General features: G+C 60.7%; 12 protein-coding genes and 1 riboswitch. Of the genes, 6 read left to right on the top strand and 6 right to left on the bottom strand.

Annotated elements, in window-relative coordinates; genetic code table 11:
• Positions 1-85: 85 nt before the first annotated feature.
• Entirely contained in the window at positions 86-1,492 is a 1,407-nt protein-coding gene (locus KW838_RS08830) for an adenosylmethionine--8-amino-7-oxononanoate transaminase (RefSeq protein ID WP_218500913.1), read from the bottom strand.
• A 223-nt stretch (positions 1,493-1,715) separates the two neighbouring features.
• Here KW838_RS08830 and KW838_RS08825 point away from each other — a divergent pair, with 223 nt between their 5' ends.
• From KW838_RS08825 to KW838_RS08815, 3 genes are all read left to right on the top strand, one after another.
• Complete coding sequence (locus KW838_RS08825) at positions 1,716-3,470, top strand: flavin monoamine oxidase family protein (RefSeq protein ID WP_218500912.1); 1,755 nt, start codon at positions 1,716-1,718, stop codon at positions 3,468-3,470.
• A 263-nt stretch (positions 3,471-3,733) separates the two neighbouring features.
• Positions 3,734-4,285: a cytochrome b gene (locus KW838_RS08820; RefSeq protein ID WP_015097180.1), complete on the top strand. Its 552-nt coding sequence runs from the start codon at positions 3,734-3,736 to the stop codon at positions 4,283-4,285.
• Positions 4,286-4,317: 32 nt separating this feature from the next.
• Entirely contained in the window at positions 4,318-4,905 is a 588-nt protein-coding gene (locus KW838_RS08815) for a YceI family protein (RefSeq protein WP_218500911.1), read from the top strand.
• 218 nt (positions 4,906-5,123) lie between these two features.
• On the opposite strand, the gene KW838_RS08810 is transcribed toward KW838_RS08815, so the two are convergent.
• The 4 genes from KW838_RS08810 to ahcY form a co-directional block, all read right to left on the bottom strand.
• On the bottom strand, positions 5,124-6,986 hold the full coding sequence (locus KW838_RS08810) for a DEAD/DEAH box helicase (RefSeq protein ID WP_102699937.1): 1,863 nt from the start codon (positions 6,984-6,986) through the stop codon (positions 5,124-5,126).
• Positions 6,987-7,208: 222 nt separating this feature from the next.
• On the bottom strand, positions 7,209-8,024 hold the full coding sequence (locus tag KW838_RS08805; protein ID WP_218500910.1) for an ABC transporter substrate-binding protein: 816 nt from the start codon (positions 8,022-8,024) through the stop codon (positions 7,209-7,211).
• A 166-nt stretch (positions 8,025-8,190) separates the two neighbouring features.
• Positions 8,191-9,036: a methylenetetrahydrofolate reductase [NAD(P)H] gene (metF, locus tag KW838_RS08800; protein WP_007975449.1), complete on the bottom strand. Its 846-nt coding sequence runs from the start codon at positions 9,034-9,036 to the stop codon at positions 8,191-8,193.
• 160 nt (positions 9,037-9,196) lie between these two features.
• Positions 9,197-10,606, bottom strand: coding sequence for an adenosylhomocysteinase (ahcY, locus tag KW838_RS08795; protein ID WP_102699935.1), 1,410 nt, complete (start codon positions 10,604-10,606; stop codon positions 9,197-9,199).
• Positions 10,607-10,629: 23 nt separating this feature from the next.
• Positions 10,630-10,729, bottom strand: a riboswitch (S-adenosyl-L-homocysteine riboswitch).
• Between the two features lie 198 nt (positions 10,730-10,927).
• Here ahcY and KW838_RS08790 point away from each other — a divergent pair.
• Together KW838_RS08790 and KW838_RS08785 are read left to right on the top strand one after the other, a co-directional pair.
• On the top strand, positions 10,928-11,332 hold the full coding sequence (locus KW838_RS08790; protein ID WP_102699934.1) for an acyl-CoA thioesterase: 405 nt from the start codon (positions 10,928-10,930) through the stop codon (positions 11,330-11,332).
• 147 nt (positions 11,333-11,479) lie between these two features.
• Positions 11,480-12,376, top strand: coding sequence for a formate/nitrite transporter family protein (locus KW838_RS08785; RefSeq protein WP_218500909.1), 897 nt, complete (start codon positions 11,480-11,482; stop codon positions 12,374-12,376).
• A 3-nt stretch (positions 12,377-12,379) separates the two neighbouring features.
• Here the strand turns inward: KW838_RS08785 and KW838_RS08780 are convergent, their stop codons facing one another.
• A complete protein-coding gene (locus KW838_RS08780; RefSeq protein ID WP_218500908.1) occupies positions 12,380-13,549 on the bottom strand; it encodes an MFS transporter in 1,170 nt (389 codons plus the stop codon).
• Between the two features lie 317 nt (positions 13,550-13,866).
• Between KW838_RS08780 and KW838_RS08775 the strand changes: the two genes are divergently transcribed.
• Positions 13,867-14,700 carry an EamA family transporter gene (locus KW838_RS08775; RefSeq protein WP_102699931.1) on the top strand — a complete coding sequence of 278 codons (834 nt, stop codon included), beginning with the start codon at positions 13,867-13,869 and terminating at the stop codon, positions 14,698-14,700.
• Positions 14,701-14,734: the final 34 nt, after the last annotated feature.

Below are 14,734 nucleotides of genomic sequence, written 5' to 3'. Positions count from 1 at the left end.
CCACAAAGTAATGCGGTCAACTGTGGGAGCGGGCTTGCTCGCGAAGGCGTCAGCCCTGACCCCACAACAGTCCAGATAAAAACAATCAACCCGGATCACGGAACCCCGGATGGAAGTCCTTCGGCACCGCAACGCTGACGCTGTCACGGGTGGCAATGTCGATCCCTTCGCTGGCCACTTCGGCCAGGAAGTCAATCTGCTCCGGCGTGATCACGTACGGCGGCAGGAAATACACCACGCTGCCCAATGGGCGCAGTAAAGCACCGCGCTCCAGGGCGTGCTGGAACACCTTCAGGCCACGGCGCTCCTGCCACGGGTAAGCCTCTTTGCTGGCCTTGTCCTTGACCATCTCGATGGCCAGCACCATGCCGGTCTGGCGCACTTCGGACACGTTCGGGTGATCCACCAGATGCGCCGTCGACGAAGCCATGCGCTGCGCCAGGGCCTTGTTGTTCTCGATGACGTTGTCTTCTTCGAAGATGTCCAGCGTCGCCAGGGCCGCCGCGCACGCCAGCGGGTTGCCGGTGTAGCTGTGGGAGTGCAGGAAGGCGCGCAGGGTCGGGTAGTCGTCGTAGAAGGCGCTGTAGACTTCGTCTGTGGTCATGCACGCCGCCAGTGGCAGGTAGCCGCCGGTCAGGGCCTTGGACAGGCACAGGAAGTCCGGGCGGATGCCGGCCTGCTCGCAGGCGAACATCGTCCCGGTGCGGCCGAAACCAACAGCGATTTCGTCGTGGATCAGGTGCACGCCGTAGCGGTCGCAGGCTTCGCGCAGCAGCTTGAGGTACACCGGGTGGTACATGCGCATGCCGCCGGCGCCCTGGATCAGCGGCTCGACAATCACGGCTGCGACGCTGTCATGGTTCTCGGCCAGGGTCTGCTCCATCACGGCGAACATATTGCGCGAATGGTCTTCCCAGCTCATGCCCTCGGGACGCTGGTAGCAGTCCGGGCTCGGCACTTTGATGGTGTCCATCAACAGCGCCTTGTAGGTCTCGGTGAACAGCGGCACGTCGCCCACCGACATCGCCGCCATGGTTTCGCCGTGGTAGCTGTTGGTCAGGGTGACGAAGCGCTTCTTGTTCGGCTGGCCGCGATTGAGCCAGTAGTGAAAGCTCATTTTCAGCGCGACTTCGATGCAGGACGAGCCGTTATCGGCGTAGAAGCACCGGGTCAGGCCTTCCGGCGTCATCTTCACCAGGCGTTCGGACAGTTCGATCACCGGTTGATGACTGAAGCCGGCAAGGATCACATGTTCGAGCTGATCGACCTGATCCTTGATGCGCTGGTTGATCCGCGGGTTGGCGTGCCCGAACACATTGACCCACCAGGAGCTGACCGCATCGAGGTAGCGTTTGCCTTCGAAGTCTTCCAGCCACACGCCTTCCCCGCGTTTGATCGGGATCAGCGGCAGTTGTTCGTGATCTTTCATCTGGGTGCAGGGATGCCACAGCACGGCGAGATCGCGTTGCATCCACTGATTATTCAGGCCCATTTTCACTCTCCTGGAGGCGGTCCGTTATCTGCGCGGACAAACAATCGGGCAAGCCTATGCAATGCGTGCCACGGGGACAACCCATTGTGTCGAAAGAGCTACTTTGTCCAGGCCGATAGACGTTGCTGGCAGGTGCCTGATGGCTGACGTATCCTTCGCGCTTCTTGAGCCGTCTGGCTCGCAAAAACTGCTGTTTTCCTCGTGTAATTCCGGAGTTCGCTGAATGTCTGTCGGTTGGCTGCGCGCCTGTGCGCTGGTGATGTTGGGGCTGTTCAGCGTGTCTGCGCTGGCCAAGGATAAAACCGCGATCGTGATCGGCGGCGGCCTGTCGGGCCTGACTGCCGCGTACGAGCTGCAGAGCAAGGGCTGGCAGGTCACCCTGCTGGAAGCCAAGTCGAGCCTGGGCGGCCGTTCCGGCATGGCCACCAGCGAGTGGATCGGCAACGACAAGACTCAGCCGGTGCTGAACAAGTACGTATCGAACTTCAAGCTGAGCACCACGCCGGCCCCTGAATTCGTGCGGACCCCAGGGTACCTGATCGATGGCGAGTATTTCTCTGCCGCCGATCTGGCGACCAAACAGCCGGCTACCGCCGAGGCGCTCAAGCGCTTCGACAAGACCGTGGACGATCTGGCGCGTTCGATCGACGACCCGCTGAACCCGGCCGCCAACAACACGCTGCACGCGCTGGATCAGATCAACGTGTCCAGCTGGCTCGACAAGCAGAACCTGCCGGCCACCGCCCGCCAGTTGATCAACCAGCAGATCCGTACCCGCTACGACGAACCTTCGCGCTTGTCGCTGCTGTACTTCGCGCAGCAGAGCCGCGTCTACCGTGGCGTCTCCGATCGTGACCTGCGCGCTGCGCGCCTGGTCGGTGGCAGCCCGGTGCTGGCCCAGGCCCTGGTCAAGCAGCTGAAAACCATCAAGACCAACTCCCCGGTCTCGGCGATCATTCAGGACAAGGACGGCGTGACCGTCAAAGTCGATGGCGTCGGCTATCGGGCTGACTACGTGGTGTTGGCGGTGCCACTGCGCGCCCTGAACAAGATCCAGATGACCCCGGCGCTGGACGCCCAGCACCTGGCGGCGATCAAGGGCACCAACTACGGCTGGCGCGACCAGATCATGCTGAAGTTCAAGACGCCGGTGTGGGAAAGCAAGGCGCGCATGTCCGGCGAGATCTACAGCAATACTGGCCTGGGCATGTTGTGGATCGAGCCTGCCCTGAAGGGCGGCGCCAACGTGGTGATCAACCTGTCCGGTGACAACGCGCGGGTGATGCAGGCATTCGGCGACAAGCAGATGGTCGATCAGGTGTTGATCCGCCTGCACGCGTTCTATCCACAGGCCCGTGGTTCGTTCACCGGTTATGAAATCCGTCGCTACAGCACCGACCCATCGACTGGCGGCGCCTACCTGGCCTTCGGTCCGGGCCAGATCAGCAAGTTCTGGCGCCTGTGGGAACGCCCGATTCAGCGCGTAACCTTCGCTGGCGAACACACCGACACCCTGTACCCTGGCACCCTGGAAGGCGCGCTGCGCACCGGTCAGCGTGCAGCCAGCCAGGTTGAAGACCTGGCGGCGGGCAAGTCGTTCGAACCGGCCAAAGTAGTCCCGGCTGCTGCTGCGGCAGGCGCTGGTGCGGTGGCGGCGAAGAAGGGCAACTTCTTCAGCAACCTGTTCGGCGGCTCGGATGACGAGAAGAAGCCGGAACCGGTCAAGACGCCTGAGCCTGTAGTACCGCCAGCACCTGCTCCGGCACCAGCCCCGGCCGTCGCGCCGGCACCGGTGGAAGCACCGAAGCCTGCGGCACCGGTAAAAACCGAGCCAGCCAAGAAGGCACCGGCCAAACCGGCCGCCAAGACCGAGGCGAAAAAAGCCCCGGCCAAGGCACCCGCCAAGAAAGCCGAGCCGGCCAAGAAGCCAGCGGCCAAACCGGCTGCGACTCCGGCAACGGAGGCCAAGGCGCAGTAACGTTCAGACGTAAAAAAGCGCGGCTCAAGGGCCGCGCTTTTTTTTGCCTGGAGAAAAACCGGGAGCAGAATCGAATAAATCTTTTGATACAGGTGTTCTCTGGTTTGTATTCACTTTTCCTCACAATTTCGACTTTAATCTTTCCTTAACTCGCAGGCTTCAGACTGTTGATCGTATTTTTCGATATTTCAAAGCAAATTTTTCCGCTTTAATTCGATAGATAACTCGATACTCTTGGGCTAGCACTTACAGGGATCCAGGCAATGCAGCTACGTAACTCTACCTCCCGCTACGGCTGGGTCAGCATCTTCATGCACTGGGGCGTGGCACTGGCGGTCTTTGGTCTGTTCGCGCTTGGGCTGTGGATGGTCGGGCTCGACTACTACAGCACCTGGCGCAAAGACGCGCCGGACCTGCACAAGAGCATCGGCCTGGTGGTGTTGGGTGTGATGCTGCTGCGGGTACTGTGGCGCTTCATCAGCCCGCCGCCGCCAACCCTGGCCAGCTACAGCCGCATGACGCGTCTGGGCGCCAGGTTCGGTCATGGCTTCCTCTACCTCAGTCTGTTTGCCGTGTTGATTGCCGGTTACCTGATTTCCACCGCAGAAGGCGTCGGTATCCCGGTGTTTGGCTTGTTTGAAGTGCCTGCCCTGGTCTCCGGATTGCCGGACCAGGCAGATACCGCTGGGGTGATTCACCTCTATCTGGCGTGGGTGCTGGTAATTTTTTCCGGCCTCCATGCGTTGGCAGCATTGAAGCACCACTTTATCGACCGTGATGTGACCCTCAAGCGAATGCTGGGTCGCAAAGCCTGAAGTTCAACCTCGACTCCCAAGGAAAACAAAGCATGTTGAAAAAGACTCTGGCCGCTCTGGCAATCGGTTCGGCCCTGTTGTCCGCCGGTAACGTAATGGCCGCTGACTACGTGGTCGACAAAGAAGGCCAGCACGCCTTCGTTGACTTCAAGATCAGCCACCTGGGCTACAGCTTCATCACCGGTACTTTCAAGGACATCGACGGCAAGTTCAGCTTCGACGCTACCAAGCCTGAAGACAGCAAGATCGAGTTCAACGTAAACACCGCCAGCGTGTTCACCAACAACGCCGAGCGTGACAAGCACATCGCCAGCAAAGACTTCCTGAACGCCAGCAAAGCCACGTTTGTTTCCACCAGCGTCAAACCTACCGGCAAAAATGCCGCTGGCAAGGACACTGCTGACGTGGCTGGCGACCTGACGATCCTCGGCGTGACCAAGCCAATCGTGGTCAAGGCCACGTTCCTGGGTGAGGGCAAGGATCCATGGGGCGGCTACCGTGCAGGCTTTGAGGGTACTTTCAGCCTCAAGCGTTCCGATTTCGGCAAGCAGAAAGACCTGGGCCCATCGTCCGACGCGGTTGAGATGTACGTGACGTTCGAAGGTGTCAAAGCGAAATAACTTTCGCCGCTGACAGAAAAACGCCCGCTGCTCCCACGAGCACGGGCGTTTTTTATTGCCCTACACAATCCCCTGTAGGAGCTGCCGCAGGCTGCGATCTTTTGATTTTCAGGCGCAAAAGATCGCAGCCTTCGGCAGCTCCTACATAAGCGGGTTGGAGTACCAAAAAAAATGCCCCGGACCTTTCGGCGCGGGGCACTTTTTATTGCAGCGATAACTCAGCGATTGCGGGTCAGCAGCGCTGGTTTCTCACCCCGAGGACGGCTTGGCAGTTGATCCAGTTGCTCAGGTGTCGGGAAGCGGTCGGCTTTCGATTCCTTGTGCATGATCTTCGGTGCCGGGCCACGCGGGTTCTGCACAGCCGGCTCCGAACGAGGCTGGTCGTCACGGGCCGGGCGGCGATTGCGTGAGTCTTCGCGGCGGGCCTGGCCATCGCGCGGTGCGCCACTGCGAGGACCGCTACGCTTGGCCGGCGGGGTGCCGGTGCTGGCGCCATCGCTGTTGCGTGGACCGTTCTGACGACCTTGTGGTTTGCCGGAACGTGGAGTGCCTGCGGCGGTGCCCTGTGCCGGAGCACCCGGACGGCGACCACGGCCTTGTGCGGGTTTCTGCTGCGGTACGTAGTCGACGCGGTTACCGAAGTTATCGATATCGTCGTCCAGGAACTCGTCCGGGGCACGGTCAGCGGCGGCACGAGGAGGCTGCGACGGACGCTGTTCGCGAGCCGGAGTGCCTTCACGTGGCTTCTGCTGACGGGCAGGGCGCTCGCCGCGTTCGCCGGCCGGTTTTTCCTTGCCCTTGTCCTTGCCTTTGTCCTTGCGACCGCCGCCACCACCGCTGCCGTTCGGACCGTCGCCGCGCGGGCCACGCGGATTGCGCGGGTTGCGCATGTCCGGACGCTCGCGCACTTCAGGCTTTTCCGCCTCGATGGTGCTTGCATCGAAGCCCATCAGGTCGCCGTCGGCGATTTTCTGCTTGGTCATGCGTTCGATGCTTTTCAGCAGTTTTTCTTCGTCCGGGGCGACCAGCGAAATCGCCTCGCCCGAACGACCGGCACGACCGGTACGGCCGATTCGGTGCACGTAGTCTTCATCGACATTCGGCAGTTCGAAGTTGACCACGTGTGGCAACTGGTCGATGTCCAGGCCGCGGGCGGCGATGTCGGTGGCCACCAGGATGCGCACGGTGCCGGCCTTGAAGTCGGCCAGGGCTTTGGTGCGGGCGTTCTGGCTCTTGTTGCCGTGGATCGCGACGGCGCTCAGGCCGTGTTTGTCCAGGTACTCGGCCAGGCGGTTGGCGCCGTGCTTGGTGCGGGTGAACACCAGTACCTGTTCCCAGGCGCCAGCGGTGATCAGGTGCGCCAGCAAGGCACGCTTGTGGCTGGCCGGCAGACGGAATACGCGTTGTTCGATACGCTCGACCGTGGTGTTCGGCGGCGTGACTTCGATGCGTTCCGGGTTGTGCAGCAGCTTGCCGGCGAGGTCGGTGATGTCCTTGGAGAAGGTCGCCGAGAACAGCAGGTTCTGGCGTTTGGCCGGCAGGCGGGCCAAGACCTTTTTCACGTCATGGACGAAGCCCATGTCGAGCATGCGGTCGGCCTCGTCCAGCACGAGGATTTCCACGTGGGACAGATCGACGCTGCCTTGGCCGGCCAGGTCGAGCAGTCGGCCAGGGCAGGCTACCAGCACGTCTACGCCACGGGACATGGCCTGAACCTGCGGGTTCATGCCGACACCACCGAAGATGCAGGCGCTGACAAACTTCAGGTCACGGGCATAGACCTTGAAGCTTTCATGCACTTGCGCGGCGAGTTCGCGAGTCGGGGTCAGGACCAGCACGCGCGGCTGGCGCGGGCCGTGACGCTGGGATTTGTCCGGGTGACCGTTGGGGAACAACCGCTCCAGGATCGGAAGGGCGAAACCGCCGGTTTTACCAGTACCTGTCTGTGCCGCGACCATCAGGTCGCGACCTTGCAACACGGCGGGAATGGCCCGCTGTTGCACCGGAGTAGGCTCGGTATAGCCCGCTGCCTCGATGGCGCGGACTAAAGCCTCGGAGAGACCGAGGGAAGCAAAGGACATGAGTAATCCTGTTTTAGTTAGGGCTTGGCCCAATGGGAGTCTTGCCTGGCGCGAATGGCGTTTAAGAGGACGCAATCCCGTCCGGTCCTGCTGGGTCTCGAAGGCTCGTCTGCAAGCGCTCGCGCGGGCTGAAAGCTGCGCAGTAGCGGGGTTGAGATACCTTTAACGATTCCGGGCGTCCGGGCGTGAGCCTGGCGGGAAGGCCGGAGTATAACAGAGCAATCACTGCGCGCTGCTTTCCTGCTGCTCAACGGTTTTTTCCGTGGCGGCGGTGGCCTTTTCAGTCTTCATGCTGACGGCCGGTTCCGCGCCATAGCGCGCACTCAGTTCGGCGTAGGCGGGCTCGCGCTTGAAGCGTTTGAGTTCGGCACCGAAACGTTGCACCAGCAGATCCATGCCCGCATTGCGCCGCACCGCGAGAAACTGGCTCTGCTGGCTGATGATCGTCGGGTTTTCGGTGATCTTGTCGCGGATGCCCAGTTCATCGAGCAAATGCTGGCCGACCCGGCGGTCGGTAATCAACAGGTCAATCCGCCCGCGCAGCAGTTTGCCGAAGTTGGCTTCGTGGGTGGGCGCCGGCTCGCGGGTGAACAGTGTGGAGTCGCTGAAGTCCTTGCTGTACAGGTAACCCGGCGAGGTGCCGATGGTCAGGCCGCGCAAGTCATCAAGGGTGCGAAACGGATGGGGCCGGTCATTGGCGTAGAACAATACGAATTGCACTTCAGACAGTGGTTCGCTGGGGTAGAGAAGGGTCGCATCACGCTCATCGCTGTGAAAGATGTCCAGCGCGCCGTCGGCCTGGCCTGATTCAAGCATCGACAGGCAGCGTTTCCATGGCAGGAACTGCCACTCCACCTCGATGCCCAGGCGCTTGAAGACAATTGCAGTGGTTTCGTAGTCCAGGCCCAGTGATTTGCCGTTGTCCTCGTACACATAAGGCGCCCACGGCTCCGTGACAATGCGCAACTTCTCGCCCCGGGCGGCGAAGCTCAGGCAAGTGAAGGCAAGTACGGCGATTAACTGCGTGATCAAAGGCATGGGCTTGAGATTACGACGAGAAACCGGAAAGAGCCAGAAACTCACCGCAGATGCTCTAACTCCGTGGGTTGCCGCACATTAATAGTGCGTTGAAAGCAAAAGATCGCAGCCTGCGGCAGCTCCTACAAGAGCTGCCGCAGGCTGCGATCTTTTGATATTGCTTTGCTTAACGCGGCAACTTCAGGTTGTTCCACACCGCCAGACTCGCTTCAGCCTGGTTCAGTGTGTAGAAGTGCAAGCCTGGAGCACCACCCTGCAGCAGTTGTTCGCACATCTCGGTGATGACCTGTTCGCCAAAGCGCTGAATGCTCTGGGTGTCGTCGCCGTAAGCTTCCAGTTGCTTGCGGATCCAGCGCGGGATTTCCGCACCGCAGGCATCGGAGAAGCGCGCCAGCTTGCTGTAGTTGGTGATCGGCATGATGCCCGGCACGATCGGGATGTCCACGCCCAACGCCCGCACACGTTCCACGAAGTAGAAGTAGCAGTCGGCGTTGAAGAAGTACTGGGTGATCGCGCTGTCGGCGCCGGCGTTGGCCTTGCGCACGAAGTTGGCGACATCGTCTTCGAAGTTGCGCGCTTGCGGATGCATTTCCGGGTAGGCGGCGACTTCGATGTGGAAATGGTCGCCGGTTTCTTCACGAATGAATTCAACCAGGTCATTGGCGTGGCGCATTTCGCCACTGGCCATGCCCATGCCCGAAGGCAGGTCACCGCGCAGGGCGACGATGCGCTTGATGCCGGCGGCCTTGTACTGGGCCAGCAGACCGCGCAGGTCGTCTTTGCTGTCGCCCACGCAGGACAGATGCGGAGCGGCAGGGATTTTGACTTCGCTTTCTAGCTGCAACACGGTGTTCAGCGTGCGATCACGGGTCGAACCGCCGGCGCCATAGGTGCAGGAGAAGAAATCGGGGTTGTAGAGGGCCAGCTGACGAGCAGTGGCGAGCAGCTTTTCATGCCCAGCATCGGTCTTCGTAGGGAAGAACTCGAAGCTGTAGCGACGATCTTGGGACATGGGAATACCCTTGAAAACGCGTAAGCCTGTGAGGCTTGCAAATCCCATGTGGGAGCGGGCTTGCCCGCGAAAGCGGTGGGTCAGTCGACATTAATGTTGAATGATGAACCGCTTTCGCGAGCAAGCCCGCTCCCACAGGGAGAGCAGGCAGCAGAACCGATCAGTAGCGGTAAGCGTGCGGCTTGAACGGACCTTCGACGGTCACGCCGATGTAGTCGGCCTGGGTCTTGGTCAGTTGAGTCACAACACCGCCGAAGCCACGGACCATTTCCAGGGCCACTTCTTCGTCGAGTTTCTTCGGCAGTACTTCAACGGTCAGGCGCTCGGCTTTCTGGGCTGGCGACAGGTCGGCGTACTTCTGGCCGAACAGGAAGATCTGCGCCAGAACCTGGTTGGCGAACGAACCGTCCATGATGCGGCTCGGGTGGCCGGTGGCGTTGCCCAGGTTAACCAGGCGGCCTTCGGCCAGCAGGATCAGGTAGTCATCGTTCTGCGGGTCGAAATCGCCAGCGCCGGTACGGTGGATCTTGTGAACCTGCGGCTTCACTTCTTCCCATGCCCAGTTCTTGCGCATGAAAGCGGTGTCGATTTCGTTGTCGAAGTGGCCGATGTTGCAGACAACAGCGCGCTTCTTCAGGGCCTTGAGCATGTTCGCGTCGCAAACATTGACGTTGCCGGTGGTGGTCACGATCAGGTCGATCTTGCCCAGCAGCGCCTTGTCGATGCTGGCTTCGGTACCGTTGTTGATACCGTCGATGAACGGCGATACCAGTTCGAAACCGTCCATGCAGGCTTGCATGGCGCAGATCGGGTCAACTTCGGAAACCTTGACGATCATGCCTTCCTGACGCAGGGACTGAGCGGAGCCCTTGCCCACGTCACCGTAGCCGATCACCAGCGCTTGCTTGCCGGACAGCAGGTGGTCGGTGCCGCGCTTGATGGCATCGTTCAGGCTGTGACGGCAGCCGTACTTGTTGTCGTTCTTGCTCTTGGTCACCGAGTCGTTGACGTTGATGGCCGGGATTTTCAGCTCGCCCTTGGCCAGCATGTCCAGCAGGCGGTGAACGCCGGTGGTGGTCTCTTCAGTCACGCCGTGGACGCGATCCAGAACCTGTGGGTACTTCTTGTGCAGCAGTTCGGTCAGGTCGCCGCCGTCGTCGAGGATCATGTTGGCGTCCCATGGCTGGCCATCCTTGAGGATGGTTTGCTCCAGGCACCACTCGTACTCTTGTTCGGTTTCACCTTTCCAGGCGAAAACCGGGATGCCGGCAGCGGCGATGGAAGCGGCGGCCTGATCCTGAGTCGAGAAAATGTTGCAGGACGACCAGCGCACTTCGGCACCCAGGGCAACCAGGGTCTCGATCAGCACGGCAGTCTGAATGGTCATGTGGATGCAGCCGAGGATCTTCGCGCCCTTGAGCGGTTGCTCTTCGGAGTACTTGCGACGCAGACCCATCAGGGCTGGCATTTCGGATTCGGCGATGATGGTTTCGCGACGACCCCAGGCAGCCAGGGACATGTCGGCGACTTTGTAATCGGTAAAATCTGCAGGCGTGATAACAGCGCTCATGAAGAGCCTCCATTCGTAATGTATGCGAATGGGCGCCGTTGTGCGTTTAGTGTCTGGCTTAAGGCCAGGCAACGCCCCATCCGAGCCTGACAGGTCGAACCTGCTGCAGCGCCCCTCGGACAGGTGGCGGGAAAACGGTATCAAGTGATGATGACCGTTTTGAAACGGTGGCGATTATAGCGGGCTATGCCGATCTTCCAAAGCGTTTCTGTCGGTCAATGTCCGAACGGTAATCGAGACCATAGTCGATGCTCAATAGAGCTCTGGGGCGGGCTCTGCCATGATGGTCAGCATCATTCGGCAAGACGCTCAGGAGTGAACATGAATTTCCACACCCGCAAATGGGTAAAACCCGAAGACCTCAATCCTAACGGCACGTTGTTCGGTGGCAGCCTGCTGCGCTGGATCGACGAAGAGGCGGCGATCTACGCCATCGTCCAGTTGGGCAACCAGCGTGTGGTGACCAAGTACATTTCCGAAATCAACTTCGTCAGCGCCTCGCGCCAGGGCGACATCATCGAACTGGGCATCACCGCCACCGAGTTCGGCCGTACCTCGATCACCCTGACCTGCGAAGTGCGCAACAAGATCACCCGCAAGAGCATCCTCACGGTCGAGAAAATGGTCTTCGTCAACCTCGGTGAAGACGGCTTGCCGGCGCCCCACGGCCGGACCGAGATCAAGTACGTCAAAGACCAGTTCCAGGACGATGACGCCGGCTCGTAATGCGAGCCTGTAGGAGCTGCCGCAGGCTGCGATCTTTTGATCCTGATTTTAAAAGATCAAAAGATCGCAGCCTGCGGCAGCTCCTACAGAACGGAATAGAACCCCCGCGTGTCGTAGCTAAATAGCCCGCCACTGGTTGCGCACATCATGAACTCGGCACAAGACGGCAAGACCCCGAACCTTTCGGCGCAAGAGGAGCACGATGTCGAAAAGAGCCAGCCGCCCCGTGCCGCGGTGTTGCACGAGATCATCCGCACCCAGGGCGATCAGGAGCTGGAGCGCAGCATTGCCGCTTTGTGGTGGTCGGCGCTGGCGGCGGGGTTGACCATGGGCCTGTCGCTGATGGGCATGGGCCTGCTCAATTCGCGCCTGCCGGACGGCGAAGGGTTCAAGGTCATCGCCAGTTTCGGTTATTGCGCCGGTTTCCTCGCGGTGATCCTCGCGCGTCAGCAACTGTTCACCGAAAACACCCTGACCGCCGTGCTGCCAGTGATGACCAAACCGACCCTGGCCAACTTCGGCCGTCTGCTGCGGCTGTGGACGGTGGTGCTGATCGGTAACCTCTGCGGCACCTTGCTGGTGGCGTACGTAATGCTGGAGCTGCCGATTTTCGACAGCAAGACCGACGTCGCCTTCCTCGATATCGGCCGCAAGGTCATGGAAAACGACGCCAGCCAGATGTTCGCCAAGGGCATCGTTTCCGGCTGGATGATCGCGACCATGGTCTGGATGATTCCGTCCATGGAGAGCGCCAAGATGTGGATCATCATCCTCATCACCTACCTCATGGCGCTGGGAGACTTCACCCATATCGTCGTCGGCTCGCTGGAGGTTTCGTATCTGGTGTTTGCCGGCGAGTTGCCGTGGAAGGACTTCTGGCTGGTGTTCGCCGGGCCGACGCTGGTGGGGAACATCATAGGTGGCAGTTTTATTTTCGCGCTGATCAGTCATGCGCAGATTCGCAGCGAAAGCGGACCACCGAAAGCGTCAGCGGATCAGAGCCAGGCACCTGATCCGCAGAAGATCAAAAAACCATCAAGGTGATGCTCAGCCCGCCGCAATCAACGCAGCCGCACTGCGACGCTGGCGATAGATGAAGAACAGTGCGGTCAGCACGGTCAAGCCGCTGACCAGTGCGCCGGTCCACGGCAAGTCCGCCAGGTCCGCGCCGCTGGCCACTACCAGGCCGCCAATCCATGCGCCGGCGGCGTTGCCGAGGTTGAAGGCACTCTGGTTCAACGTTGAGCCGAGGTTCGGTGCTTCATGGGCCTGATCGATGATCAGCAGTTGCAGGATCGGGCACAGCGCGAAGGCGAACGTCCCCCACAACACCAGTGTGATTGCCGCCGGAATCACCGATTGGCTGGTTTGTGTGAACGCCGCCAGCACCACAAGCACCGCCAATGCCATGCCCACCAGCGATGGCAGCAAGCGGCTGTCCGCCAGACGACCGCCGAGCATGCTGCCGGCGGTCAAGCCAACACCGAACAACAGCAACATGATGGTGACGCCGTGGGGGCTGACGCCAGTGATGTCCTGCAGGATCGGCGCGATGTAAGTGAACACACTGAACAGGCTGGTGGAGGCCAGCACGCTCATGCCCAGGGCCAGCAGCACGTTGGCCTTGCCCAGCACCTTGAACTCGCTGGCCAGGTTGGCTTTATCCATCGCGATGTTTTTTGGCAGCCAGACCCATTGCGCAATCGCGGCCAGCACACCAATCACCGACACCGCCCAGAACGTCGAGCGCCAACCCGCGAATTGCCCGAGCGCGGTACCCAATGGTACGCCGAGCACGTTGGCCAGGGTCAGGCCGGTGAACATCATGGCAATCGCCTGGGCCCGTTTGTTGGGGGCAACGAGTCCGGCAGCCACCACCGAACCGATGCCGAAAAAGGCGCCGTGGCAGAGTGCCGTGATCACCCGCGCGGCCATCAGCGTGGTGTAATTCGGTGCCAGCGCGCAGAGCATGTTGCCGAGGATGAACATCAGCGTCATGCCCAGCAGGGTGGCTTTGCGCGGCATGTTGGCGGTGCCGACGGCGAGGATCGGTGCACCGAACACCACGCCCAGGGCGTAACCGGTGATCAGCAATCCGGCATCGGGAATGCTGACGCCGAGATCGCGGGCGACGTCGGGCAACAGGCCCATGATGACGAATTCGGTGGTGCCGATGCCGAAGGCGGCAACGGCGAGGGCAAGCAAAGCGAGTGGCATGCGCAAGGTCTCTGTCGGTAGTCTTGACGCTGTGATCAGGCATACGCAGGCCGACGACCGTTCTCGACGAGAGCGGGTCGGGCAGGATTTTTATTGGAATTGGTCTGTGCGCAACTGAGTGCGGCGTGGTCGTTTGCAGTATAAACAGCTGCTGACATATGGCGAATCAAATCTCTACCGGAATACTGTAGGAGCGAGCTTGCTCGCGAAAGACGTCAAGGCGACGCGTTTATCCAGACAGCACGCGTTATCGTTAACGTCCATCGCGAGCAAGCTCGCTCCCACAGGGATCGTGTAGACAACAAAAGGAGTGGGCCGTGCTTGCGACGGCGTTGGTGTTGGTGGCGGCGCTGTTGCACGCGGCGTGGAATACCCTGATCAAGTTCAGTGCGGAGCGGCTGTTGGTGGTGGCCTGCATGGACAGCGTGGCGCTGCTCTTTGTCGCGCTGATGGTGCCGTTCCTGAGCATGCCGCCGCTGGAGATCTGGCCGTGGATCCTGGCCTCGGCGGCGTTCGAGTTGCTCTATCGCTACTTGCTGATCCAGGCCTATCGGGTCGGTGACCTCGGCCTGGTCTATCCGCTGATGCGCGGCCTGTCACCCTTGGTGGTGCTGGCGCTGACGCTGATCTTTGCCGGGGAGGTGCTGACCCATCAGCAGATTTTCGGAATCCTGCTGATCCCGTTCGGCATGCTGTGCCTGCTCTGGCAGGGCGGTGGCGGTGCGCGTTTGCCGTGGTCGATGCTGCCGGTGGTGGCGTTGATCGGCCTGTGCATCGGTTGCTACACCTACATCGACGGTCAGGCCTTGCGGCGCTGGTCTCATCCACTGGATTACCTGGTCTGGGTCACCTTGCTCAGTGCCTGGCCGTTTCCATTGTTGGCATTGGTGCGCAAACGACCCGCGTTCATGCTGTTCTGGCGCGAGCAGTGGCGCCTGGGCCTGGCGGTCGGGTTTTGCGTGTTGTTCAGCTACGCTCTGGTGCTGTGGGCGATGCAATTGGGCTCGATTGCCGAAGCGGCGGCGTTGCGCGAGATCAGCGTCATTCTGGTGGTGCTGTTTGGCATGCGCTACCTCAAAGAACCTTTTGGCGGGCCACGCCTCTTAGCCTGTGGGCTGGTGCTGATCGGCATACTGGTGATGAAGTTCTGATCGCCGTTGATGGATTCGATTTTCTACAACTTGA

Origin of the sequence: Pseudomonas sp. PDM27 (genome assembly GCF_019219205.1) — a bacterium.
Lineage (GTDB): Bacteria > Pseudomonadota > Gammaproteobacteria > Pseudomonadales > Pseudomonadaceae > Aquipseudomonas > Aquipseudomonas laurylsulfatiphila.
The sequence above is the reverse complement of the archived record's forward strand: the minus strand, read 5'-3'. Positions and strand labels throughout refer to the sequence as shown.